We start from the raw sequence: 23,807 nt of genomic DNA, 5'->3' as shown, positions 1-23,807 counted from the left end.
GTCCGACACGTTACGTTGAGACCCATGGGTACGGCGTCACGGCAGCAGGTCACGCTGACCAACGCGGAGAAGGTGCTGTATCCCGCGACCGGGACCACCAAGGCCGACATCTTCGACTACTACACCGGTATCGCCGAAGTGATGCTGCCGCATATCGCCGGCCGCCCGGCCACCCGCAAACGCTGGCCCAACGGTGTGGACCACGATTCGTTCTTCGAAAAGCAATTGGCCTCCTCGGCCCCGGACTGGCTGCCGCGCGCAAGTATCAGCCACCGCTCGGGTACCACGACCTACCCGATCATCGACAGCGTGGACGGGCTGGCGTGGATCGCGCAGCAGGCAGCCCTGGAAGTGCACGTGCCGCAGTGGCGATTCGTCGCGGAGTGGACCCGGGCCGGTGAAAGCCTCAAACCGGGCCCGGCGACCCGTTTGGTCTTCGACCTGGATCCGGGCGAAGGCGTAACGATGGCGCAACTGGCCGACGTGGCACGCGACGTGCGGGACCTGATCGCCGGCATCGGGTTGCGGACCTATCCGCTGACCAGCGGCAGCAAGGGCCTGCACCTGTACAGCCCGCTGGACGAGCCGGTGAGCAGCCGCGGCGCGAGTGTGCTGGCCAAACGTGTTGCGCAGCAACTGGAAAAGACGATGCCGAAGCTGGTCACCTCGACCATGGCCAAGAGCCTGCGGGCGGGCAAGGTCTTCGTGGACTGGAGCCAGAACAACGGCGCCAAAACCACCATCGCGCCGTATTCGCTGCGCGGCCGCGAGCACCCCACCGTCGCGGCGCCACGCACGTGGGAGGAACTCGACGACCCGGAGCTGCGTCAGCTCAGCTATACCGAGGTGCTGGACCGGGTGGCCCGCGACGGCGATCTGCTCGCCGATCTCGACGTCGGCGCCCCGGTAGCGGATCGCTTGAGCAAGTACCGCAGCATGCGTGATGCGTCCAAGACTCCCGAGCCGGTGCCGCGGGCGAAACCCGCTACCGGGCAGGGCAATACGTTTGTCATCCAGGAACACCACGCCCGCCGGCTGCACTACGATTTTCGTCTGGAACGTGACGGGGTGCTGGTGTCCTGGGCGATCCCGAAAAACCTGCCCGAGACCACGTCGGTGAACCACCTGGCCGTGCACACCGAAGACCATCCGCTGGAGTACGGCGGCTTCGAGGGGACCATTCCCAAGGGCGAGTACGGCGCCGGCAAGGTGATCATCTGGGATGCCGGCACCTACGAGGCCGAGAAGTTCCGCGACGGTCCGGAAAAGGGCGAGGTGATCGTCACGCTGCACGGCAGCCGAATCTCCGGACGGTACGCACTGATCCAGACCAACGGTGACCAATGGCTGGCGCACCGGATGAAAGACCAGAAGGTCTTCGACTTCAACGGGCTCGCTCCCATGCTCACCACCCACGGATCGGTCGCAGGCCTGAAGAAAGGCCAGTGGGCCTTCGAAGGCAAGTGGGACGGTTATCGGCTACTGGTCGACGCCGACCACGGTACCCTGGCGTTGCGCTCCCGCAGTGGTCGTGACGTCACCCAGGAGTTCCCCCAATTGCGCTCGGTGGCAGCCGATCTCGCCGACCATCATGTGGTGCTCGACGGTGAGGTGGTGGCTCTCGACGAGCATGGCGTGCCCAGCTTCCACCAGATGCAGAACCGGGTCCGTGCCACCCGCGTCGAGTTCTGGGCGTTCGACCTGCTCTACCTGGACGGCCGGTCGCTGTTGCGGGCCAAGTACTCCGACCGGCGGCGGCTGCTGGAAACCCTGGGCGAGGCAGGCAACCTCATCGTTCCCGAACTGTTGCCCGGTGATGGTGACGAGGCGCTGGAGTACTCGGCCAAGCACGGCTGGGAGGGGGTGGTCGCCAAGAAGCGGGACTCGACCTACCAACCCGGGCGGCGCTCCGCGTCCTGGATCAAAGACAAGCACTGGAACACCCAGGAAGTCGTCATCGGCGGCTGGCGGCAGGGGGAGGGCGGCCGCGGCGGCGGGATCGGTGCGCTGGTGGTGGGCATCCCCGGACCGGACGGTTTGCAGTTCGCCGGACGGGTCGGCACCGGGTTCACCGACCGCGACCTGGCGAACCTCAAAAAAACATTAGCGCCGCTGCACACCGACGAATCTCCTTTCAGCACAAAGCTTCCCGCCCGGGACGCCCGCGGAGTCACGTTCGTGCAGCCGACTCTGGTCGGTGAGGTGCGCTATAGCGAGTGGACTCCGGACAACAGGCTTCGCCAGCCCAGCTGGCGTGGGTTACGGCCCGACAAAAATCCGAATGAGGTGGTGCGCGAATGAAGTGGGTTACCTATCGCAGTCCCGAGGGTGAGCGGACCGGGGTGCTCTCTGGTGACGAGATTTACGCTGTCGGGCCGGGAACGACGCTGCTGGAGTTAGTCAGTCAGGGACCTGTCGGACTGCGGACGGCCGGTGAGGCGGCGCTGGCGTCGCCCGCAACGGTGGTCGCGCTCGCGGATGTCTCGCTGGCCGCGCCGATTCCGCGACCGCCGTCGGTCCGGGACAGCCTGTGCTTCCTGGACCATATGCGCAACTGCCAGGAGGCGACCGGCGCAGGCCGCGAGCTGGTTGACACCTGGTATCGCATCCCCGCGTTCTATTTCGCCTGCCCGGCAACCATATTGGGTCCGTACGACGACGCGCCGTCAGCGCCCGGCAGCGCCTGGCAGGACTTTGAACTGGAGATCGCCGCGGTCATCGGCGTGCAGGGCCGCGACTTGACGGTCGAGCAGGCGGAGCAGGCGATCATCGGCTACACGATCTTCAACGACTGGTCGGCGCGGGACCTGCAGATGCTGGAAGGACAGTTGCGGATCGGGCAGGCCAAAGGCAAGGACAGCGGCGTGACGCTGGGCCCGTACCTGGTCACGCCTGACGAGCTGCAGGCCTACTTTCAGGACGGCAAACTCAGCCTCGACGTGCGGGCGCTGGTTAACGACACCGTGATCGGGGCGGGGTCCACCGGGGCGATGGACTGGACTTTCGGCGAAGTCATCTCCTACGCCTCGCGCGGTGTCACCTTGCGGCCCGGCGACGTGATCGGCTCCGGTACCGTGCCCACCTGCACCCTCGTCGAGCACCTGACCAAGCCGGAGGCTTTCCCGGGTTGGCTGCGCGACGGCGACGTGGTGACGCTGCAGGTCGAAGGTCTGGGCGAGACCCGGCAGACCGTGCGCTTCACCCCGGCGCCGGTCCCGCTGGCGCCGCGGCCGCGTCCGTCGGCTGCTGCGGCCCCGCCCCGAGTCAACCCGGCACCGGCCAAGGTCCCGTACACCCGCGGGCTGCACGAGGTCGCCGACCGGGTCTGGGCGTGGACGCTCCCGGACGGTGGATTCGGTTGGAGCAACGCCGGTCTGGTGGCCGGCGATGGCGCATCGCTGTTGGTGGACACGTTGTTCGACCTGCCGCTGACGCGCGAGATGCTGGACGTCATGGTGCCCATCACCAATGGTGCACCGATCACCGACGCGGTGATCACCCACTCCAACGGCGACCATACCCACGGAAACCAGTTACTGGACGCCAACGTCCGGATCATCGCCGCGGCCGACACCGCCGAGGAGATCGCGCACGACGACACTGCCGATCAGCTGATCACCATCCAGGTGGCCGACCTAGGGCCGGTGACGACACGTTTTGTGCGAGACCGGTTCGGCTACTTCGATTTTCGCGGTATATCGGTGCGCAATGCGGACAAGACTTTCGACCGGGAGCTGAGCATCGAGGTCGGAGGCCGGCGAGTCGATGTGCTGAACCTCGGTCCCGCACACACCGCGGCCGATTCGGTGGTCCACGTGCCCGATGCCGGGGTGCTGTTCGGTGGCGACCTGTTGTTCATCGGCTGCACGCCGATCGTGTGGAACGGCCCGATCGCCAACTGGATCGCGGCGTGCGACACGATGATCGCGTTAGACGCGCCCACGGTGGTGCCCGGCCACGGCCCGGTCACCGACCCTGACGGAATCCGCGCCGTACGTGACTATTTCGTCTACATCACCGAGCAGACCGACGCCCTGCACGCCAAGGGCCTGTCGTTCGCCGAGGCCATCGACGCCATCGACCTCGGTGAGTACGCGTCCTGGCTGGACTCCGAGCGGGTGGTCGTCAACATGTACAAGCGCTACTGTGAGCTGGATCCGAATACGCCGGCGCAGGAGGTGCTTGGGTTGGTGGTGATGCAGGCCGAGTGGCTGGCGAAGCGGAGTGGATCATGACCGGCATGCTCGCGCAACCGCAGTGGATGACGGCCGCCGCGGCGGACGTGGCGGGTCTTGGAGCGTCTGTCAGCGAAGCTAACGCGATCGCCGCGAAACTGACCACAGGTGTTCCGGCCGCCGCGGCTGACGAGATATCTGAAGCTACGGCAAGGTTTTTCAATGCAATCGGCGACGAGTGTCAGAGCGTCATGCGGCACGCGGCGGCCTTCCATGCCCACTTCAGCCAGGCATTGGAAGCCGCCGTTGGCAGCTACGTGTCGGCGGAGCTGGCCAACGTCGCATCAGCAGCCGCAATTCCACCGTTCGTCTTTCCGGCCAACTACACGTCGGTGTACATCTCTGGCAGTGGGATACCGGTGCCCAGCGCGTCGTACATGGCCACCGTGTTCGCCAATTTCGTGCTGCCGAATTTCCCGGGCGGCAACGTCGTCAACGCGCTGGCCCTGTTCACCCCCGCAGGCCTGTACCCGCTGACCGGAACCACGGTCCTGACGCTCAACGATTCGATCACCCAGGGCGTTTCAATCCTGGACACCACGCTTTTCGGGACCGGACTGGGTCAGCTGGGCCTCATTCAGCCCGGCGGAAAGCCCGTTGTGGTGCAGGGTATTTCGCAGGGCGCGATCATCGCGTCGCTGGAAATGCAGAACCTGCTGGCGATGCCCACCCCGCCGACCGCCGCGCAGCTCGGCTTCGTGCTGCTCGGTGACCCGATGAATCCCAACGGCGGGCTGCTGGCCCGCTTCCCGAACTTGGCGCTGCCCAGCCTGGGGATGACGTTTTACGGCGCGACACCTGCCGACACACCCTGGCCGACGCACATCTACACGCTGGAATACGACGGCATCGCCGACTGGCCGCAATACCCGCTGAACTTTCTGTCCGATCTGAACGCCTTCGCGGGTCTGTACTACGTGCATCCCACGTATCCGAACCTGAATCCAGCTGCGCTGCCGGCGGGGTACAACATCGTGCAGCTGCCGACGTCTGCGGGATACACGGGCAACACCGCGTACTCGGTGATCACCATTCCGCATCTGCCGCTGCTGGAGCCACTGCGCGCAATGCCGTTGCTGGGCAACCCGATCGCGGACCTGATCGAACCGGACCTGCGAGTACTGGTCAATCTCGGCTACGGCGACGTAGCGCACGGCTACTCCACCGGCCCCGCCGACATCCGCACCCCGTTCGGGCTGTTCCCGCCGGTTGAGCCGCAGACGGTGTTCTCCGCGCTGAGCGCTGGAACCCAGCAGGGGATTAACGCCTTCGCCGGCGACCTGCAGGCGTTGGCGACCCAGCCGTTGCCCCCGTTGTCGCCGGCCACCTTTTTCTCCGACGTGGGTTCGCTGCTGAAGCCCTACACCGACTTCAATACCGCCTTCGCCAAGTTCCAGCCGACCGTGAACCTCGCGACCGGGCTGGTGGCGACCGTCCCGTCCTACGGCTTCGAGCTGTTGATGGACGGAATCGGCCAGGCGACCGGCGGCCAGCCCGTGCAGGGTCTGATCAACGCCATCGGCATGCCGATCGCCGCAACCGTCGGCCTGGGGGTGTTACTCACCGGGTTTGAAGCGCTGGTGCTCACCGGTGCCTGGTATCCGTCAGGCTGACGACGCCCGCACAAACCCGATCGATGCCGCCGGCCCACTGCGAGCCGCGTCCCCCAACGGCGCCAGCCCCGCGGCGCTGAACAGCTCGGCGAGGTCGGAGGTGATCGTGTTCCACCGGTTCGCCCACAGGTGCGCCGCCACGTCGGTGTGCTCGCCGGGGTAGGTCAGGCCGGCGATGTCGAGATCGAGGCCGAGCTCGCGCCACCGGTCGGTCATGAGCTGAGCCTGCTGCTGGTCGGCAGAAGACCGCCCGGCAACCTGCCCGTAGTCGGCCGCCAGCCAGCTGCCGGAATCACTGAGCGCAATGATGCTGTCCAGCAGCCGGACCTCGGCTTCCTGGGGCAGAAAGCCGATCAGCAGGCCTTCGGCGAGCCAGGCCGTAGGTTGTTCGGTGTCGTACCCCGCGGCCAACAGAGCCGCCGGCCATTCGTCCCGCAGATCGATCCCAACAGTGCGGTGGTCCACGTCGGCGCTGGCACCCAGTTTGCGCAGCGTCGAGGTCTTGAACTCGATGACCTCGGGCTGGTCGATCTCGAACACCCTGCTGCGGCCTGGCCAGGGCAACCGGTAGGGGCGGCAATCCAGGCCGGAGGCCAGAATCACGAACTGTTGCACGCCCATGCTGCCGGCTTCGGCGAGATAGTCGTCGAAGAACTTGGCGCGGGCGGCGAACGTGTCGATCATCCGGGGGAAGCCGAGGTTGCCCGCGGCATCGACCGCGTCAAGCTCGCCGGCAGCGAGACGGCTGAACAACTCCACTCCGACGGCCCGCACCAGCGGCTCGGCGAACGGGTCATTGATCACTATCTGATGGCGTCTGCTCGCGGCCGCCCGGGCGGCCGCGACCATGGTGGCGGTGGCCCCCACACTGTTGGCCAGGTCCCAGCTGTCGTCGTCGGCGCGCGCCATGGACCTACCGTAAGCCCGGTACCTGGAAGTCCGCTGAAGTCGCTTACCGTTCGGGTATGGCACCCGAACCCGCAGTCACCCTGGAAACCCTCGAGGACAACATCGCCTGCATCACGCTCAACCGTCCGCGGCTGCTGAACGCCATCGACGGATCGCTGATCAACGGCGTTGACGATGCACTGAACACGCTGGGCCGCGGCGACTTTCGGGTCGCGATCCTGACCGGGGCCGGCCGCGGGTTCTGTGCCGGAGCCGACTTGAGCGGCACCGGCGAGGCGTGGACTGACGTCAAACCGGCTACGCCGCCGTTCAAGGTGAGCTACGACGCCCAGGTGCGGCTGGCCGAGCTGTTCGTCCGGATGTACGAGCTGCCGATCCCGGTGATCGCCGCGGTCAACGGCGTGGCCGTCGGGGGTGGGCTGGCGTTCGCGCTGCACTCCGACATCCGGATCGCCTCCGAGAATGCGCGATTCGGCTCGGTCTTCATCAAGGCGGGCTTCTCGTCGATGGACATGGGGACCAGTTATCTGCTGCCCAAGATCGTCGGCGCCGGTGTCGCACGCGAACTGATGCTGACCGGTCGCATCATCGACGCGGAGGAGGCCTACCGCATCAGGCTCGTCCACGAAGTGGTCTCACCCGACGACCTCATGGCCGCGGCTCTGGCCAAGGCGCGCGAGATCGCGGCGAACAACGCCTTCGGCGTGTGGCAGACCAAGATCGGACTCAACGCCGCGCTGGATGCGCCCAGCCTGCGGCACGCCATCGAGATGGAGAACCGCACCCAGATCCTGACCGGCTTCACGAACAATCCCACCGAGGCCGCGAAGGCGCATCGCGAGAAGCGCGCACCCAGGTGGGATCCGCTGTGACAATTAGACTTTCGACATCACCTTGTCGGCGTACTTCTCCAGGTGCCCGATCTTGACGTCCAGCGGCTCGAGGTCGGGTCCCTTGATGTAGGGCCAGCGAAAGCCCACGATGACATCGGTGACGCCCTTGTCCTCGAGGCGCTTGATGCCGTCGACGGTGTAGGCGTCCGCGGAGATGACGTGAATCTCGAACGGACCGCTCTTGCCCGCCTCTTCCCGAAACTGTTTGACGCGGTCGATAAGTCGGTCCAGCTCTGCCGGGTCGCTGCCCCCGCCGTGCATCCAGCCGTCGAGGCGGGCCGCCCGCCGCAGCGCGGCGTCGGCGTGTCCGCCCACCAGAATCGGGATCGGCTGCGACGGTGCCGGGCTCATCTTGGTCTTGGGGATGTCGTAGAACTCGCCGTGGAATTCGAAGTAGTCGCCGGTGGTCAGACCTTGAACGATCTCGATGCATTCGTCAATCCGCTTGCCCCGCTTGGCAAAAGGCAAACCCATCAGCTCGTAGTCCTCCGGCCACGGGCTGGTGCCGACGCCCAGCCCCACGCGGTTGCCGATCAGCGCGGCCAGCGAGCCGGCTTGCTTGGCCGTCAGTGCCGGGTGCCGCACCGGCAGCTTGAGCACAAAGAAATTGAACCGCAGCGTCGTCGTCACCGCACCCAAAGCCGCTGTCAGGACGAAAGTTTCGATCATCTCCTTGCCGTCGAGGAACTCGCGGTTACCGTCGGGGGTGTACGGGTACTTCGAGTCGGATTCGTAGGGGTAGGCGAGACTGTCGGCGATCGTCATGCTCTGGTAGCCGGCCGCCTCGGCAGCCTTGGCCAGCGGGATGTAGAAGGAGGGGTCGGTCATCGACTCGGCGTAGCTGAACCGCACGTCATGTCTGCTTTCGTCGAAGGGACGCGTCCCCCGACAGTAGAACGTGGGTGCCTAGAGCTGGTTCTCCGGCCCGATCACGGCCCACACCGTCTTGCCCGACGAGGTCGGCGTGCTGCCCCAGGCCCGCGACAACGCCTCGACGATGGCCAGCCCCGAGACGTCGATGCCCTTCGACGGCGAGGACAACCGCAGCGCCGGCGCGCCGCTGGCGTCGGAGACGGCGATCGTCGCGGTCTGGCCTTCGCACTCGATGCGGATCACGGGGTCGCTGCCGGTGTGTTCCAGCACGTTTTCGATGAAGACGTTGACCACAACGAGGGCTACCGGGATCAGGCCAGGCTTGGACCACGTCGTGAGCCACTCGCGGACCAACTGGCGTGACTCCCGGAGACTGGTCAGGTTCGCGGGCAGCTTCGCCTGGGAATGCTGAAGCTTGCGGCGACCGAGTTTGGCGACGCCCTTGATCGCCCCTTTCTCGGTCGGGTAGACGGGCATGAAGCGGGCGACCCCGCTGCGGGTGATCGCCTCGCGGGTTGCGCGGTTCGTCGAGACGAGGACGATCGGCACGTCTGGGCGGGTGTTCAACTGCCAGCGCGCGCTCACAAACGCCGACCAGGCGGCTTCGTCGGGCACCTGGAGCGCGCTGACGTCGACGATGACAGCGGCGGGCACATCGAGGGTGGCCTTGGTGATGGTGTCGCGCAGTTCCGCGGAGTTTCCGGCGTCCAGCACGCCTTCGGCGGTCAGCAACACCACCGAATCCTCGGTTCGCGATGCCAGGGCCAGCGAGCTGGAGGACTTGGCGACGGCACTCATCGGGATGCCAGTCCGATCGTGTTGTCCGGTTCCATGTCCAGCTCCTCGAACCTCTGCCCCGTCGCCCAATGCCGCCAAGAAGCTCCATCTTCGGCCAAGCGCACCATTTTGCGAAAGTGCGGTGCTTCCGGCGCCGCCGCTTTGCCGCCTGCCGCAGCACGCATCACAGGCGGGGGGTACCCACTACACGCGCGCGGTCAACCTCAAATCAGGTCAAGCCTAATGGCACCCAGAGCGGAGCAGATGCAGGAATTTTGTCTGGTCAGCCGTGGCGGGCGTAGGGAGGCGCCCCGACTCCGGCGACCGAATGCGTGCCCCAGGGTGTCCGCTCGACGATGCGGGCGGGCGCGCTGTGCTGTCCCACCGAGAGCGTGCCGACCCGCTCGCGGGAGAGTTCCGCGACGTCGAAGACGGTTCCTTGCCAGTGGTAATTGCCGTCGAGCGGGTCGAGGTGGCCGACCAGCCGCACGTGTACCGGATGGCGGGTGCCGCCGATTTCGAGTGTCGCCTCGCCGTCGTAGGTGTCCTCGTAATCCGGCGCGTGGGATGACAGGTCGAATGCCGACGCCGCTGGTGGCGGCGGAGGGGGCGCGAGTTGGGCGCGTTCGTTGTACACCTGCTGGCTGCTGTGGCGCACCTCGATGCGGCGACTGCCGGTGCGGTGCATCATCGCCACGCATTGCGCGATGTAGCGTGCCTGGACGCCCACGTCGGGGCCGGCCACGAAGAAGTAATTGGGAAAACCGCGCACAGCCACGCCGTAGAACGGCTCCATGCCCTCGGTCCATGCCTGCTGCAGGGTCAGGCCACCGGCGCCGGCCAGCGGCGGGTCGTTTGCGACCGAGAAGCCGGTGCCGTAGATGATGACGTCGACGGGGTGCTCTACGCCGTCAATGGTGCGGATGCCGGTGGCGGTGATCGCTTCGATGGACGGCGCCACCGGGGGCCCGCTACGGGTGTGGCGCAGTAACCGGCGTCTGGCGCGGGTCGGCCAGTGCTCGATCTCGATGGTCACTCGCCGCGGCGCGTGCGGGAAAATGGTTACCGAACTCGCTGATTCGCGGAGGCGACCCAGGTGGTGGCCGGCGAACGAGTCGGTCCCGACGACAGCGATGCGTTTGCCGGCCGGATGGAAGTTGTTGTCCGACTGTGCCGCATGAAACGATTCACCGCGAAAGTCACTGCACCCGGCGATGTTTGGTATCCACGGGGCGACGGGTGCCGGCTGCGCGGCCACCACCACCCGGGTGCGGATGACGTCGTGGTCGGTGTGCAACCCCCAGCTGTCGGTGTCCTCGTCGAACGCCGCACGCCGCACGTCGTCGCGTATCTCGATGCCGGCGATGCCGGACGCCTGCAAGGCGTTCTGCACGCCGCGGGCGCGTGTTCCCGCGCCGACGATGACCACCGGATGCGTCACAGAAACCTGCTGCGCTTCCAGCCCCGGCGGGCAATCCGCCCCATCAGCCCCACTTCGGTGAGAAATGCTGCAAGAGGCGCAAATCCGGCGACCTGGATCTCCCGGCGGTGCTCGCTGGTGCGAGCGGCGCGCCGGGCCCGCATCGGGTCCAGCCCGGTGCGGGCGTAGGGGACCGGGTTGCTGAACAGGTAGTTGAAGAAGTATCCGCCGAGTCCGTTGATGTTGGCCATGAACCAGCGGTTGAGGCGCGGCATCTCGGCGACACGCTTGCGTGCGCCGTCCCGCGCAAACTGGATGTGGCGGGCTTCTTCGGTGACGTGAATTCGCATGAGCCGCTGGATGATCGGCTGCAATTCCGGGTCATCCATCATTTGCCGCTGCAGCGAGTCGAAGATCTCCTCACCGATCAGCGCGGCCACCCACAGCATCGACCCGCGCTGAAACGCCAGCGGCAGGGTGTTGATGACGTAGCGGTGAAAGCGTTTCGGCTGCACGGGTTTTGCGCCGATCCGTTCGATCGCTTTGCCGAACATGACCATGTGCCGGGTTTCGTCGCCGAGTTCGGTCAGCTTGTAGTGCGTCGACCGGCTGGTGGGATCCTCGTGCAGGATGGTGCGCAATAGCGACTGGTTGAGCATGTTCTCGAACCAGATGCCGGCCGAGAGCGTGTTGACCAGCTCCTGGCGGGACAATTCGATCTGCTGCTCGCGAGTCATCTCGTCCCACATCGCGGTGCCGTAGAGCGACACCAGCCGCGGCGGCAGGAAGAATTTGTCCGGGTCCAGGGGGGCGTCCCAGTCGATGTCGACGACGGGTTCGTAGGACTTCTTCACCGAGCCCTTGAGCAGCCGCTCGGAGAACTCTTCACGACTGGGCCCGCTCGGGCGCACCGCAGTGGTCATCGTTGACCGTCCCTTCGCTCGCGTAGCTCCAACGTTAGGCAGATCACACCGCTTAGTCAATACCCTTGGTACCGGGTACCGGTGGTCCCAGGTAGAAATTGCACCGTCTCAATTAGCTTGGGCGCCATGACTCGTCACATCCACGTCATCGGCGTCGGTGCCGGCGATCCCGACTATGTGACCGTCCAGGCGATCAACGCGCTCAACGACACGCAGGTGTTCTTCGCGATGGACAAGGGCGAGGCGAAGAGTGACCTCGTCGCGTTGCGGCAGCAGATCTGTGCGCGGTTCATCCGCGAGCCGGGCTACCGGTTCGTCGAATTGGCCGATCCCCAGCGCGCCGTCGGCGGCGACTACCGGCAGGCGGTTTCCGACTGGCATGCCGCGCGCGCCCGGGTCTGGGCAGACGCGATCGCGGCCGAACTGCCGCCAGCCGGCGTGGGTGCCTTCCTGGCCTGGGGTGATCCGTCGCTCTACGACAGCACGCTGCGGATCCTGGACGCGGTGGCCGCCGAGGTCGACTTCACCTACGACGTCATCCCCGGCATCACCGCGATACAGGCCTTGACCGCCCGCCACCGGATTCCGCTCAACGACATCGGGGCGCCGGTGCTCATCACCACGGGCCGTCGTCTGCGTGCCGGCGGGCTGGCCGGTGCGACCGTGGTGCTGCTCGATGGCGACTGCTCATTTCAGACCTGTGCACCGGAGACCGAGATCTGGTGGGGCGCGTACCTTGGCACCCCCGACGAACTTCTGCTGGCGGGAACCGTCGGGGCCGTGGGGGCCGAGATCGCGGCACTGCGTGGGCAGGCCAGAGCGCGGCACGGCTGGATCATGGACACCTACCTGCTGCGCCCGGGCGGCGGGCCGGATCCGGCGGCATTCTTGGCAAGGCCGGAACCCCCGGCATAACGCTCCAACGTCGGATTCTGGGCGACTTCTCATAAAAGAACGTGCGCTCCGGGTACCGATTCCCGCGCTACGATTCGTTTCCACGTGCTAAACACGTGATAGCTACGTCACAACGCATCGGTCGGGAAGAGGTTGCTGCATGTCCTATGTGTTCGCCACGCCGGAGTGGGTAGCCGCGGCGGCCACGGATTTGGCGAGCATCGGGTCCACGATCAACGCGGCCAGCGCCGCAGCGGCCATGCCCACGTCGGCGGTGATGGCGGCAGGAGCTGACGATGTCTCGGCGCTGATCGCGGCGCTGTTCGGTGCACACGCCCAGGCATACCAGCAGCTCAGCGCACAGGCGGCGATGTTTCACGAGCAGTTCGTCCAGCTGATGACCTCCGGCGCCAATCTGTACGCGGGCGCCGAAGCGGCCAACGCGACGCCGATGCAGAGCGGCGGGACCACCGTATCCAGCGAGCCGGCCGTGATGGCGGCCGCGCAGGCGGCGAGCGCCGGAAACGCCAATCGCGTCAACGCCGCCGTGGCCGCCGCCCGTGGTGGTGCTTCGGTGTTCGGCACCCGCGCTGCCACCGCCCTGGCACCGGCGGCATCGGCAGGACTGTTCGGCGGTGGCGGTAGCGGCGCCGTGGGCGCGCTGGGCGGTCAGCCAGCTGTGGCGCCGGCGTGTGACGTCGCGGCTGCGGACGCCGGCTCCCCGCAAGCGTTCGCCCCGGGCTTCTTCGGCGGGGGCGCCGCCCTCGGTGCTGCCAACGTTCAGGCCGCCGGTCAGCCCGCCAAGGGCGGCAATGACGCGCATCCGGTCGCGCACGTTCATCACAGCGAAGCTGCCGTCGTCGCCGAGAGCGACCGGGTCGGCTGGCTCCATGGCGACGGTGCTCCCCTGTCCGCCCGGCCGCTCGAAAGCGCCGACAGCGTCTTCGCGCCCGTCGCACGTGATGCCGGCCCCGGACTGTTCGGCCACAGCGGCGCCGGCGCCGGCGGCGTGCTGGGTATCGCTGCACCCGCCTAGGCCCGATTTTCGGGCCCCGAGTTCGGGCCCAGAGTTCGGCCGATTCCGGGTCGACCGCCCGCTCACGGCGGTAGCATCCGCTTCCACGTGAAGTTCGGCTGACGTCTGATCGGGAAGAGGCTGCCGCATGTCCTTCGTGTACGCGTCGACGGGATGGGTCGCTGCGGCGGCGACGGATCTGGCAAGCATCGGTTCGTCGATCAACGAGGCAAGTGCTGCCGCGGCGGCGCCGACGTCGGCGGTGCTGGCCGCCGGCGCCGATGAGGTGTCGGCGGCAGTGGCGGCCATGTTCGGCCTGCACGCGCAGGCCTATCAGGCGCTGAGCGCACAGGCCGCGTCGTTTCATCAGCAATTCGTGCAGTTGCTGAACGCGGGCGCCGGCGCATACGCGAGCGCGGAGGCGGCCAACGCGGCACCGATCCAGCAGGCGCTGAACCTCATCAACGCACCGACAGAGGCGATCTTGGGTCGGCCGCTGATCGGCAACGGTGCCGACGGGGTCGACGGAACCGGCGGCAATGGTGGGGCCGGTGGTCTGCTGGTCGGCAACGGCGGCCGGGGCGGTTCCGGCGCGGCCGGTCAGAACGGCGGAAGCGGTGGTGCGGCAGGGCTTTTCGGTAACGGTGGGGCTGGCGGGGCGGGTGGCGCCGGTGTGCCGGGTTCGTCTGTGGCGACCGGCGTCGGTGGTGCGGCCGGCAATGGTGGTGCCGGCGGAGCCGGGGGCTGGCTGTTCGGTGCGGGCGGTGCCGGCGGGGCCGGCGGGGTGGGCGGCGCGGCCGGTTACCTCGGCGATGCGGGCCGGGCCGGCGGCGCGGGTGGTGCGGGCGGTATCGGCGGACATGGCGGCCTTCTCGGCGGACCCGGTGGAGCCGGTGGATTCGGCGGCGATGGCGGAACGGCTACCAGTGGCCAGAGCGCATCCGCCGTCGGCGGCACCGGTGGCGGTGGAGGTGTGGGTGGCCGCGGCGGAGACGCTGGGTTCTTCTTCGGCGACGGTGGGGCCGGCGGCAACAGTGGTTCGGGGGGCGTCGGCACACCTGGCACGACTCCTTCGAACGGTGCCAACGGTGGCGCCAGCGCGTTGGCTGGGGCTGGTGGCAACGCAGGGCTGATCGGGAGTGGCGGTCACGGCGGCGCCGGCGGAGGCGGCGGCGCAGGCGCGTCAGCGCACTTCCGCGGCGGCAACGGTGGCGACGGCGGCATGGGTGGCGGGGGTGGAATCGGCGGATGGCTGCATGGGGCAGGCGGGGCCGGTGGAGCAGGCGGGTCGGCAAGTGGAGGCGGCTCGTCGTCGGGCGCTCCTGGCACGATTGGTGGTAACGGCGGCGCCGGTGGCGCCGGCGGCGTGGGCCAGAGCGGCGGATTCCTGAGCGGTTCTGGCGGCGCCGGGGGCGCCGGAGGTGACGGTGGTGGCGCTGGAACCGGGGCCTTCCAAGGCAAGGGCGGCCCCGGCGGTGAAGGGGGCGCTGGGGGCTCGGCACAGCTGTTCGGCAACGGCGGCGCCGGGGCCAGCGGCGGTACCAACGGACAAAACTTGACCGTCTCGACTAACAACGGCGGGGCCGGCGGCAACGGCGGCCTGTTCTTCGGCAACGGCGGCGCCGGTGGCAACGGCGGCGGTGGTGGCAATGCCAGCAACGGCGGCGCCGGCGGCAACGCGGTCCTGATCGGCAACGGCGGCGACGGCGGTGTCGGGATCGGCACCGGCAAAGGTGGCCCGGGAGGGACCGGCGGGAAGCTGTTCGGCCAGCCCGGAGCGGCCGGCCCGCCCTGAGGGGTTTGATTACGGCTCAATCGGATTACGGCCGAAAGCCACGAAATGTGATCTTGATCGCACTATCGTGGGTGGCTACCGCCCCGGGGGGAACGGCGCGGTGGGCCGAGGGGGTTGGGCAGTGTCGTTCGTTATCGCATCGCCGGAGTTCGTGACCGCAGCCGCGTCGGATCTGGCCAGTCTCGGGTCCACAATCAGTCAGGCGAATCTCGCCGCCGCCTTCCCAACGTCAGCCGTCGTGGCCGCCGGTGGCGACGAGGTGTCAGCCCTGATCGCCGGCCTGTTCGCCGGTCATGCCCAGGCATATCAAGCGCTGAGCGCCCAGGCGGCGCTGTTCCATGAGCAGTTCGTTGCCCTGATGAGCGGGGGCGCCGCGCAGTACGCGGGCGCCGAAGCGTCGAACGCACTGCAGACCGCCGCGCAGCAAGCCCTCGGCGTGATCAACGCACCGACCCAGGCACTGCTCAATCGGCCGCTGATCGGCGACGGCGCGAACGGCGCGACTCCCGGTGCGAGCGGACAGGACGGCGGCCTGCTGTGGGGCAACGGCGGGAACGGCGCGGCGGGGGCTGCCGGCGTGGCCGGCGGTAACGGCGGGTCGGCCGGATTGTTCGGCAACGGCGGTGCCGGCGGGGCCGGCGGGGCCGGAGCCAACGGCGCGGCCGGAGTCGCGGGCCAGGCCGGCGGCAACGGTGGTGTCGGCGGGGCCGGTGGCTGGATCTGGGGCCACGGCGGGGCGGGTGGCACGGGCGGCCTGGGCGGAAGTGCGGGTGTCATTACCAGCGGCACCGGCGCAGCGGGCGCCAACGGCGGCACCGGCGGCAATGGCGGGGCCGGCGGCCGGGGTGGCTTCCTGTTCGGTGACGGCGGCAGCGGCGCGGCCGGTGGCACCGGCGGACAGGCCACGGGGACCACCAGCAACAGCCCGTCGTCGACCCCCGGCACCAGCGGCAGCGGCGGAATCGGCGGCAACGGCGGTCACGCCGGCTGGCTGACAGGCAACGGGGGCGACGGCGGAGACAGCGGGAACGGCGGCGGGATGGTCGGTGGCGGTCCGCAGGTCTTCCTGGGTGCCAACGGCGGATCGGCCGGTCTGACTGCCGGCGCGGGCGGCGACGCCGGACTGTTCGGTAGGGGCGGTGCCGGCGGTAACGGCGGGCTGGGCGGATTCGGCGGCAGTGCCCGGTACTACGACGGCGGCGACGGCGGTGCCGGCGGCTTCGGGGGTGTGGGTGGCCGCGGCGGATATTTCCTCGGCGACGGTGGCGCCGGCGGCTTCGGGGGCGACGGCGGACGGGGCGGGAACATGGGTGTCGCCGCGCTATCCAATGCCGCGGGTGACGGTGGCGCGGCCGGGTCGGGCGGCGCTGGTGGCGCCGCAGGACTGACCGGCAACGGCGGAGCCGGCGGTAACGGCGGCTATGGGGGGCCGGCGGGTCAGGGGACAGGTCTGCCGACCCCGCTGGCCGGCGTCAACGGCAACGGCGGCGCCGGCGGGAACGCCACTCTGTATGGCAACGGCGGCGACGGCGGCGACGGTTTGGTGGCCGGCAGCGGCGGCGCCAAGGGCCTGATCTCCGGAACGCCCGGGACGCCGGGCGCCGCTCTGTAACCGCACGTCCGGCAGACTGGACTCGTGCCCGAACTCCCCGAGATCGAAGCGCTGGCCGACCACCTGCGCCGGCACGCCGTCGGTCTGACGGTCGGCCGTGTCGACGTCGCCGCGCTGTCAGTGCTCAAGACGTTCGATCCGCCACTCACCGCCCTGCACGGGCAGACCGTCCTGGGCGCCGGGCGGTGGGGTAAATACCTCGGTCTGCAGGCGGGCGACCTGTGGCTGATCACGCACCTGTCGCGCGCGGGCTGGTTGCGCTGGTCGGACAAGCTTGCCGCGGCGCCGCTGCGGCCGGGCAAGGGGCCGATCGCGCTGCGCGTGCACCTGGGCACTCCCGGCGAGGCGCCGGGCTTCGACCTCACCGAGGCCGGCACTCAGAAGCGCCTGGCGGTGTGGCTGGTTCGCGACCCGCAACAGGTGCCGCAGATCGCCTCGCTCGGGCCGGACGCCCTGGAACTCGGCCCCGATGACCTGGCCCGGATACTGGCCGGCAACACCGGCCGGATCAAAACCGTCATCACCGACCAGAAGGTCATCGCCGGAATCGGCAACGCCTACAGCGACGAGATCTTGCACGTTGCGCGTCTGTCGCCGTTCGCCACCGCCGCCAAACTGTCCGCCGAACAGCTCACCACCCTGCATGACGCGATGATCTCCGTCCTCACCGACGCCGTGAGCCGATCCGTCGGCCAGGGCGCCGCCATGCTCAAGGGCGAGAAGCGCTCGGGGCTGCGGGTGCATGCCCGCACCGGCCTGCCCTGCCCGGTGTGTGGCGACACGGTGCGTGAAGTGTCTTTCGCGGACAAGTCTTTTCAGTACTGCCCGACATGCCAGACCGGCGGAAAGGTGCTGGCCGACCGGCGCATGTCCCGGCTGCTCAAGTGATCGATATGCTGCCTGAGTGACCCGCCAGAAAATCCTCATCACCGGAGCCAGTTCCGGCCTGGGCGCCGGCATGGCCCGCGCGTTCGCTGCCAAGGGCCGTGACCTGGCACTGTGCGCCCGCCGCACCGACCGCCTGGACGAGCTTAAAGACGAACTGTCGCAACAGTATCCGTCGATCAAGATCGCAGTGGCGCAGCTCGACGTCAACGACCACGAACAGGTGCCGAAAGTGTTCGCCGAGCTGAGCGACGAACTGGGCGGGATCGACCGCATCATCGTCAACGCCGGTATCGGCAAGGGAGCTCGCCTGGGCTCTGGCAAGTTGTGGGCGAACAAGGCGACCCTGGAAACCAATCTGATCGCGGCACTGGTCCAGATCGAAACCGCGCTGGAGATGTTCAATAAGCGCGGTTCGGGCCACCTGGTGCTCATCTCGTCGGTGCTCGGCAACAAGGGTGTCCCCGGCGTCAAAGCCGCCTACGCCGCAAGCAAAGCCGGACTCAGCTCACTTGGTGAATCGCTGCGTGCCGAGTACGCCAAAGGTCCGATCAAAGTCTCCGTGATGGAGCCGGGCTACATCGAGTCGGAGATGACGGCGAAGTCCGGCACCACAATGCTGATGGTGGACAACGAAACCGGCGTCCGCAAGCTCGTCGCCGCCATCGAAAGTGAGCCTGGCCGGGCCGCCGTCCCGTGGTGGCCGTGGGCGCCGCTAGTTCAGCTGATGCGAGTGCTACCGCCGCCGCTGACCAAGCGCTTCGCCTAGATCTCTCCTGCTCGGGTGTGAATTTCACGACGCTCCACCGGCGTGTCGCGTCGTGAAATCCACACTCGCGGTGGGCTTTACTGCGATCGGCCGCGCTCGGCCCGGTAGTGGCGCACCAGCGCATCGGTCGAGCTGTCCGATTGTTTCTCTGGCGCCGCGTCGCTGGTGATCACCGGCAGCAGCGCCTTGGCCTGCGTCTTGCCGAGTTCGACTCCCCACTGGTCGAAGGAGTCGATACCCCACACCACGCCTTCGGTGAACACCTGATGCTCGTAGAGCGCGATCAGCTGGCCCAGCACCGAGGGGGTGAGCCGGGTCGCCAGAATCGAGGTGGAGGGCCGGTTTCCGGGCATCACCTTGTGCGGCACCACGTCGGCCGGGGTGCCCTCGTCGGCGATCTCCTCGGCGGTCTTCCCGAAGGCCAGGACCTGGGTCTGGGCGAAGAAGTTGCTCATCAGCAGGTCGTGCATGCTGCCGGTGCCCTCGGCGGTCGGCAGGTCGTCCAGCGGCTGGCTGAATCCGATGAAGTCGGCGGGGATCAGACGCGTGCCCTGGTGCAGGAGCTGGTAGAACGCGTGCTGGCCGTTCGTTCCCGGCTCGCCCCAATAGATTTCGCCGGTGTCGGTGGTCACCGGCGAGCCGTCGGCACGGGTGGACTTGCCGTTGGATTCCATGGTCAGCTGCTGCAGATATGCCGCGAAGCGGGCCAGGTCGTCGGAGTAGGGCAACACCGCGCGTGATTGCGCGCCGAAGAAATTGGAGTACCACAAACCGATAAGGCCAAGCAGCGCAGGCGCATTCGACTCCAGCGGGGCGGTGCGGAAATGTTCGTCGACGATGTGAAAACCGGATAGGAAGTCGGAGAACGCTTCTCGGCCGATGACGGCCATCACCGACAGTCCGATCGCCGAGTCCACCGAGTAGCGGCCGCCGACCCAGTCCCAGAACCCGAACATGTTGTCGGTGTTGATCCCGAACTCGTCGACGAGCCGCTTGTTGGTGGACACGGCGACGAAGTGCTTGGCCACCGCGGAGTCGCCGAGCGCATCGGTCAGCCAGCGCCGCGCGGCAGTGGCGTTCGTCAGCGTCTCAAGGGTGGAGAACGTCTTCGATGCGACCACGAAAAGCGTTGTGGCCGGCTCCAAGTCGGCGAGCGTGGCGACGAGATCGGCCGGGTCGACGTTGGAGACGAACCGCGCGGAGATGCCCGCGTCGGCGTAGTGGCGCAGCGCCTGGTACACCATCACCGGGCCCAGGTCCGAACCGCCGATCCCGATGTTGACCACGGTCTTGATCCGCTCGCCGGTGGCGCCCTTCCAGTCGCCGCTGCGCAGCCGATCGGTGAAGTCGCCCATGGCGTCGAGGACCTCGTGCACGTCGCGGACGACGTTCTGGCCGTCGACGATCAGCTCGGCGTTGCGGGGCAGCCGTAACGCGGTGTGCAGCACCGCGCGGTCCTCCGAGGTGTTGATGTGGGCGCCGGCGAACATGGCGTCGCGACGTTCTTCCAGGTTCGCCGCGTGGGCGAGGTCGACCAGGAGCCGCACCGTCTCGCGGGTGATGCGATGTTTGCTGTAGTCGATGTAGAGGTCACCGACGGTGAGGGTCAGGTCGCGGCCGCGGTTGGGATCCTCGGCAAAGAGTTCGCGAAGGTGGGTGGCTCCGATCTGATCGTGATGCTTGCGCAGGGCATCCCACGCCGAAGTGCCGGTGATGTCGGGAATGGATTCGGAGGTCATATTTCGACCCTAGTGCGAGCTCCCGCGGCTGCCACCGAGCCGGAGAATCCGGGGACTCAGCGCGGGCCACCGCCGAGCACCCGCTGCAGGTCCGGCAGCATCGCCTGTAGTTGCTCGCCCCGTTAAGACCAGGTGTGGGTTCCGCTGGCCGGGAAGTTGAAGACACCGTTTCGCTCGCCCGTGGCCTGGTATCTGGACTGGAAGACCGTGTTGCTGATGCGCGTGGCGCTTTCCAGCAGGCTGGCGTCCAGCTTGGCGGATAGATCCGAGCCGCGGCCGTTGCCCGTGTACACCCAGATGCGGGGCGGCCGAACCGGACATCGACGCGCCCACCACCGCGTTGCCGGAGGCGCTGATCGTCCCGTTCGCCGCGAGCCAGGCCGGCAACTCCTCGGTGAGGAAGGTTTCCCACTTCTAGCTGAAGGTGCCCTTGCCGCCGACCGCCGGCCGGTACCAGCTTGAGTGTGGATGTCCCAGCCGTTGAAATCGTCGCGGGCCAGCATGCCGTCGAGCAGGTACACCGCACGGGTGCCTCCGCCCTGAAACTCCACCCTGACCTGAGGGTTCATCGACGCCGACGGGACCATCAGGTACTCGATCGGTGTGCCCTGCCCAGACCATGCCGACGCCGTAACCGATTGTCCCGGGACCCTGCCCGGCGCGGCGAGCAACGCTGCGGCTGACAGCGATATCAGCCGGCGTAACCACGAAACAGCAGGTGGCGATGCCGTGCCTATATCCGGCGAAATGTACCCCGGCAAAGCCGGAATTCGCCGAAAGTAATGACGGTAGTAGTCGTTTAGTGGCCGAGTCGTCCCCGGCCCAGACGCAACAGCAGCATCGCGAGGTCTTTACCCTCGGGACCCAGTTCGCTGTAGCGTTCGATGACCTTCATTTCGCGGCTGTGCACCAGCCGGGTGCCGCCGGAGGCCATCCGGACTTTGCCGATCGCCTGGGATACCTCGGCGCGCCGTTTGACCGCGGCCAGGATCTCGGCATCCAGCCGGTCGATCTCTCCGCGCAACTCGTCGATGCTGAGCTGTTCGGCAGCGATGGTCTCGGTGTTCATTTCTGCAATCTCCGCGTTCTCGTGAGGTGGTGGTTCTGGTCTCATCCGGTGTGGGCCTCACATAAGAGACGAGCCCCGAATCCGGAAGCGGACCACGGGGCTCTGCGAAAGCAGCTAGACCACGGGCACCGCTGGCCGGTACCCGTAGAAAAATCGGGGCTGCGTGTTGAGCACGCACCGAGTGTGCCACCAACTGGCTTACGGGTGCAAAAACACGCGTCAGGAAGTGACCTGAAGGGTGGGCCCGGAGCGCGCGCCCGACGTGCGGTCAACCGGACGTCGGGTGTTGTGCGGCAAGCGAACTGAAATCGCGGAAATACCGGAAGCGGCACCGGCATGGTCGTAGGCTCTCTACTCGCCGTGGTTGGGGTCGCTCGGAGGGGCTGTGATGAATTTTTCGGTGTTGCCGCCAGAGATCAACTCGCTGCTGATGTTCACCGGGGCGGGGCCGGGTCCGCTGCTGGAAGCGGCGACGGCCTGGGACGGCCTGGCCGGGGAACTGAGCGCCGCGGCATCGTCGTTCGGTGCGGTCACGGCGGGACTGGTGGGTCAGGCGTGGCAGGGCCCGGCGTCGGCGGCGATGGCGGGCGCGGCGGTGCCCTATGCGAATTGGCTGAACCTGGCGGCCGAGCAGGCCGCCGGTGCGGCGGGCCACGCCCGGACGATCGCCGGCGTGTTCGAGGCCGCGCAGTCGGCAATGATTCAACCAATCGCTGTGGCCGCCAATCGTTCTCAGATCGTGCACCTGGTGCTGTCGAACCTGTTCGGCCAGAATGCCCCCGCGATCGCGGCCACCGAAGCGGTCTACGAGGAGATGTGGGCCCAGGACGTCGCGGCGATGGTCGGATACCTCACCGGGGCGTCAGCGGTGGCGGAGGCGCTGCCGTCGTGGGATCAGCTACTGCCGCGATTGTTCTCCGCCGTCAGCAACATCGGCGCCGGGAACCTGGGCCTGGGCAACATCGGCAACCTCAACCTCGGCAGCGGTAACACCGGCAACGTCAACCTGGGCAGCGGCAACAAGGGCAATCTCAACCTCGGCAGCGGCAACCTCAACGGAATCCTCAACCTCGGCGACGGCAACACCGGCAGTTTCAATCTCGGCAGCGGCAACACCGGGACCCGGAACCTCGGTGGCGGCAACCGGGGCAACGGAAATATCGGCTTCGGCAATTCGCAGGCCACTGCCGGCGGCAATATCGGGAGCGGCAACAGCGGCAGCGGCAATATCGGAAACGGCAACACCGGCAACCTCAATGTCGGCAGCGGAAATGCCGGCACCGGCAACTACGGTTTCGGCAACCGGGGCAATGCGAACCTGGGTAACGGCAACCTCGGCAGCACGAACGTCGGCGTCGGCAACAAGGGCAGCTTCAACATCGGCTTCGGCAACCTCGGCAACAACAACCTGGGCTTCGGGAATCACGGCAACAATAACTTCGGCATCGGGCTCACCGGCGACAATCAGTTCGGCATCAACCTCAACGGTCTCAACGGCGGGGTCGGCAACATCGGCCTGTTCAACTCCGGCAACAACAACGTCGGGTTCTTCAACTCGGGCGACGGTAACTGGGGCATCGGCAATTCCGGCAACGTGAACACGGGGTTCGGCAACACCGGCAACACCAACACCGGCTTCTGGAACTCCGGCAACGTCAACACCGGGTTCTCCAACACGACGAGCACCAATGTGGGGTTCGGCAACTCGGGCAACGGAAACCTGGGCTTCTGGAACGCCGGCAGCAACAACGTGGGCTTCGGCAACGGGGGTGGACAGGCAGTAGGGGCGTTCAACTCCGGTACCACCGGAACCGTCGGCTTCGGCAACTCCGGTGCCAGCAGCGTCGGCTACGGCAACTCGGGAACCGGCAACACCGGGTTGTGGAATTCGGGTAACACCAACACCGGCTTCTGGAACTCGGGAAACATCAACACCGGCGCGGGAAACGCGGGATTCGTCAACACCGGCTTCGGAAGTGCGATCAACACAGGGCTGTCCAGTTCCGGCTTCGGCAACACCGGTACCGGCACGTCGGGATTCAACAACAACGGCAACAACACGTCCGGATTCGAGAATGTCGGCAACAACAGCGAGGGCTACGGCAACGTCGGCAATTTCCAGACCGGATTCCAGAACACGAATACCCGCAACACCGGCTTCTTCAATTCCGGCGTCAACAGCATCGGTATCTCGAATACGGCCAACTTCTCCGTCGGCTACGCCAACGGCGGTGTCACCGGCAACGTCGGGTTCATGAACACCGGCTCGGACAACGCCGGGTATGCCAACTCCGGTACGCGCAACTCGGGCTTCGGAAACTCGGGCACGGACAGTTCGGGATCCAACCACTCCGGCGTCAAGCAATCGGGATTCGGCCAGTAGGCC

General features: G+C 67.3%; 18 protein-coding genes and 2 pseudogenes. 12 read left to right on the top strand and 8 right to left on the bottom strand.

Annotated features, from left to right (window positions below; translation table 11 throughout):
• Nucleotides 1–24: 24 nt before the first annotated feature.
• Genes QXH22_RS24060 through QXH22_RS24050 form a run of 3 tightly spaced genes read left to right on the top strand, consistent with a single transcriptional unit; the run spans nucleotide 25 to nucleotide 5,848 of the window.
• Entirely contained in the window at nucleotides 25–2,301 is a 2,277-nt protein-coding gene (locus QXH22_RS24060; protein ID WP_306277231.1) for an ATP-dependent DNA ligase, read from the top strand.
• A complete protein-coding gene (locus QXH22_RS24055) occupies nucleotides 2,298–4,235 on the top strand; it encodes a fumarylacetoacetate hydrolase family protein (RefSeq protein ID WP_306277229.1) in 1,938 nt (645 codons plus the stop codon). Before QXH22_RS24060 ends, QXH22_RS24055 begins: the two co-directional genes overlap by 4 nt.
• Nucleotides 4,232–5,848: a PE-PPE domain-containing protein gene (locus tag QXH22_RS24050; protein ID WP_306277227.1), complete on the top strand. Its 1,617-nt coding sequence runs from the start codon at nucleotides 4,232–4,234 to the stop codon at nucleotides 5,846–5,848. The genes QXH22_RS24055 and QXH22_RS24050 overlap by 4 nt, the downstream gene beginning before the upstream one ends.
• Here the strand turns inward: QXH22_RS24050 and QXH22_RS24045 are convergent.
• Complete coding sequence (locus QXH22_RS24045; protein WP_306277226.1) at nucleotides 5,840–6,757, bottom strand: class I SAM-dependent methyltransferase; 918 nt, start codon at nucleotides 6,755–6,757, stop codon at nucleotides 5,840–5,842. The genes QXH22_RS24050 and QXH22_RS24045 overlap by 9 nt on opposite strands.
• Nucleotides 6,758–6,813: 56 nt before the next feature.
• Between QXH22_RS24045 and QXH22_RS24040 the strand changes: the two genes are divergently transcribed.
• The gene (locus QXH22_RS24040) at nucleotides 6,814–7,629 is read left to right on the top strand and encodes an enoyl-CoA hydratase/isomerase family protein (protein WP_306277225.1); all 816 of its coding nucleotides are present in this window, start codon (nucleotides 6,814–6,816) and stop codon (nucleotides 7,627–7,629) included.
• 3 nt (nucleotides 7,630–7,632) lie between these two features.
• On the opposite strand, the gene QXH22_RS24035 is transcribed toward QXH22_RS24040, so the two are convergent.
• The 4 genes from QXH22_RS24035 to QXH22_RS24020 form a co-directional block, all read right to left on the bottom strand.
• Nucleotides 7,633–8,502: a TIGR03619 family F420-dependent LLM class oxidoreductase gene (locus QXH22_RS24035; RefSeq protein WP_306277223.1), complete on the bottom strand. Its 870-nt coding sequence runs from the start codon at nucleotides 8,500–8,502 to the stop codon at nucleotides 7,633–7,635.
• Nucleotides 8,503–8,556: 54 nt separating this feature from the next.
• Nucleotides 8,557–9,321 carry an STAS domain-containing protein gene (locus tag QXH22_RS24030; protein ID WP_306277222.1) on the bottom strand — a complete coding sequence of 255 codons (765 nt, stop codon included), beginning with the start codon at nucleotides 9,319–9,321 and terminating at the stop codon, nucleotides 8,557–8,559.
• A gap of 262 nt (nucleotides 9,322–9,583) precedes the next feature.
• Nucleotides 9,584–10,525, bottom strand: coding sequence for a DUF4873 domain-containing protein (locus tag QXH22_RS24025; protein ID WP_306277373.1), 942 nt, complete (start codon nucleotides 10,523–10,525; stop codon nucleotides 9,584–9,586).
• A 212-nt stretch (nucleotides 10,526–10,737) separates the two neighbouring features.
• Entirely contained in the window at nucleotides 10,738–11,643 is a 906-nt protein-coding gene (locus QXH22_RS24020) for a diiron oxygenase (RefSeq protein WP_306245926.1), read from the bottom strand.
• 126 nt (nucleotides 11,644–11,769) lie between these two features.
• Between QXH22_RS24020 and cobF the strand changes: the two genes are divergently transcribed.
• From cobF to QXH22_RS23985, 7 genes and pseudogenes are all read left to right on the top strand, one after another.
• Nucleotides 11,770–12,558 carry a precorrin-6A synthase (deacetylating) gene (gene cobF / locus QXH22_RS24015; protein WP_306277220.1) on the top strand — a complete coding sequence of 263 codons (789 nt, stop codon included), beginning with the start codon at nucleotides 11,770–11,772 and terminating at the stop codon, nucleotides 12,556–12,558.
• A 139-nt stretch (nucleotides 12,559–12,697) separates the two neighbouring features.
• Complete coding sequence (locus tag QXH22_RS24010) at nucleotides 12,698–13,573, top strand: PE family protein (protein ID WP_306245923.1); 876 nt, start codon at nucleotides 12,698–12,700, stop codon at nucleotides 13,571–13,573.
• Nucleotides 13,574–13,700: 127 nt separating this feature from the next.
• Nucleotides 13,701–15,347 (top strand): PE family protein, encoded by a 1,647-nt coding sequence (locus tag QXH22_RS24005; RefSeq protein WP_306277219.1) that lies wholly within the window; start codon nucleotides 13,701–13,703, stop codon nucleotides 15,345–15,347.
• Between the two features lie 121 nt (nucleotides 15,348–15,468).
• A complete protein-coding gene (locus QXH22_RS24000; RefSeq protein ID WP_306245919.1) occupies nucleotides 15,469–16,959 on the top strand; it encodes a PE family protein in 1,491 nt (496 codons plus the stop codon).
• Between the two features lie 24 nt (nucleotides 16,960–16,983).
• Nucleotides 16,984–17,226: pseudogene (locus tag QXH22_RS23995) on the top strand (DNA-formamidopyrimidine glycosylase family protein); the annotation flags it as partial.
• Nucleotides 17,227–17,379: 153 nt separating this feature from the next.
• Nucleotides 17,380–17,847, top strand: coding sequence for a zinc finger domain-containing protein (locus QXH22_RS23990; RefSeq protein WP_306246478.1), 468 nt, complete (start codon nucleotides 17,380–17,382; stop codon nucleotides 17,845–17,847).
• Nucleotides 17,848–17,863: 16 nt separating this feature from the next.
• The gene (locus tag QXH22_RS23985) at nucleotides 17,864–18,613 is read left to right on the top strand and encodes an SDR family oxidoreductase (RefSeq protein WP_306277218.1); all 750 of its coding nucleotides are present in this window, start codon (nucleotides 17,864–17,866) and stop codon (nucleotides 18,611–18,613) included.
• Between the two features lie 77 nt (nucleotides 18,614–18,690).
• Here the strand turns inward: QXH22_RS23985 and pgi are convergent, their stop codons facing one another.
• The 3 genes and pseudogenes from pgi to QXH22_RS23970 form a co-directional block, all read right to left on the bottom strand.
• Nucleotides 18,691–20,352, bottom strand: coding sequence for a glucose-6-phosphate isomerase (pgi, locus tag QXH22_RS23980; protein ID WP_306277217.1), 1,662 nt, complete (start codon nucleotides 20,350–20,352; stop codon nucleotides 18,691–18,693).
• A gap of 122 nt (nucleotides 20,353–20,474) precedes the next feature.
• Nucleotides 20,475–21,113: pseudogene (locus QXH22_RS23975) on the bottom strand (alpha/beta hydrolase-fold protein).
• Nucleotides 21,114–21,151: 38 nt separating this feature from the next.
• Nucleotides 21,152–21,466 carry a chorismate mutase gene (locus tag QXH22_RS23970; protein ID WP_306245914.1) on the bottom strand — a complete coding sequence of 105 codons (315 nt, stop codon included), beginning with the start codon at nucleotides 21,464–21,466 and terminating at the stop codon, nucleotides 21,152–21,154.
• Nucleotides 21,467–21,809: 343 nt separating this feature from the next.
• On the opposite strand from QXH22_RS23970, the gene QXH22_RS23965 reads away from it, so the two are divergent.
• The gene (locus QXH22_RS23965) at nucleotides 21,810–23,804 is read left to right on the top strand and encodes a PPE family protein (protein WP_306277215.1); all 1,995 of its coding nucleotides are present in this window, start codon (nucleotides 21,810–21,812) and stop codon (nucleotides 23,802–23,804) included.
• Nucleotides 23,805–23,807: the final 3 nt, after the last annotated feature.

This window comes from Mycobacterium sp. TY814, assembly GCF_030755175.1.
In the GTDB taxonomy this organism is placed as follows: domain Bacteria; phylum Actinomycetota; class Actinomycetes; order Mycobacteriales; family Mycobacteriaceae; genus Mycobacterium.
This window is presented reverse-complemented; position numbering and strand designations above follow the sequence as displayed.

Bases quoted from the DNA above. Each gene is read 5' to 3' on its own strand.
- QXH22_RS24040 (WP_306277225.1), top strand. From the start codon at position 6,814: ATGGCACCCGAACCCGCAGTCACCCTGGAAACCCTCGAGGACAACATC.
- QXH22_RS24005 (WP_306277219.1), top strand. From the start codon at position 13,701: ATGTCCTTCGTGTACGCGTCGACGGGATGGGTCGCTGCGGCGGCGACG.
- cobF (WP_306277220.1), top strand. From the start codon at position 11,770: ATGACTCGTCACATCCACGTCATCGGCGTCGGTGCCGGCGATCCCGAC.
- QXH22_RS24010 (WP_306245923.1), top strand. From the start codon at position 12,698: ATGTCCTATGTGTTCGCCACGCCGGAGTGGGTAGCCGCGGCGGCCACG.
- QXH22_RS24060 (WP_306277231.1), top strand. From the start codon at position 25: ATGGGTACGGCGTCACGGCAGCAGGTCACGCTGACCAACGCGGAGAAG.
- QXH22_RS24030 (WP_306277222.1), bottom strand. From the start codon at position 9,321: ATGAGTGCCGTCGCCAAGTCCTCCAGCTCGCTGGCCCTGGCATCGCGA.
- QXH22_RS23970 (WP_306245914.1), bottom strand. From the start codon at position 21,466: ATGAGACCAGAACCACCACCTCACGAGAACGCGGAGATTGCAGAAATG.
- QXH22_RS24045 (WP_306277226.1), bottom strand. From the start codon at position 6,757: ATGGCGCGCGCCGACGACGACAGCTGGGACCTGGCCAACAGTGTGGGG.
- QXH22_RS23965 (WP_306277215.1), top strand. From the start codon at position 21,810: ATGAATTTTTCGGTGTTGCCGCCAGAGATCAACTCGCTGCTGATGTTC.
- pgi (WP_306277217.1), bottom strand. From the start codon at position 20,352: ATGACCTCCGAATCCATTCCCGACATCACCGGCACTTCGGCGTGGGAT.
- QXH22_RS24055 (WP_306277229.1), top strand. From the start codon at position 2,298: ATGAAGTGGGTTACCTATCGCAGTCCCGAGGGTGAGCGGACCGGGGTG.
- QXH22_RS24020 (WP_306245926.1), bottom strand. From the start codon at position 11,643: ATGACCACTGCGGTGCGCCCGAGCGGGCCCAGTCGTGAAGAGTTCTCC.
- QXH22_RS24050 (WP_306277227.1), top strand. From the start codon at position 4,232: ATGACCGGCATGCTCGCGCAACCGCAGTGGATGACGGCCGCCGCGGCG.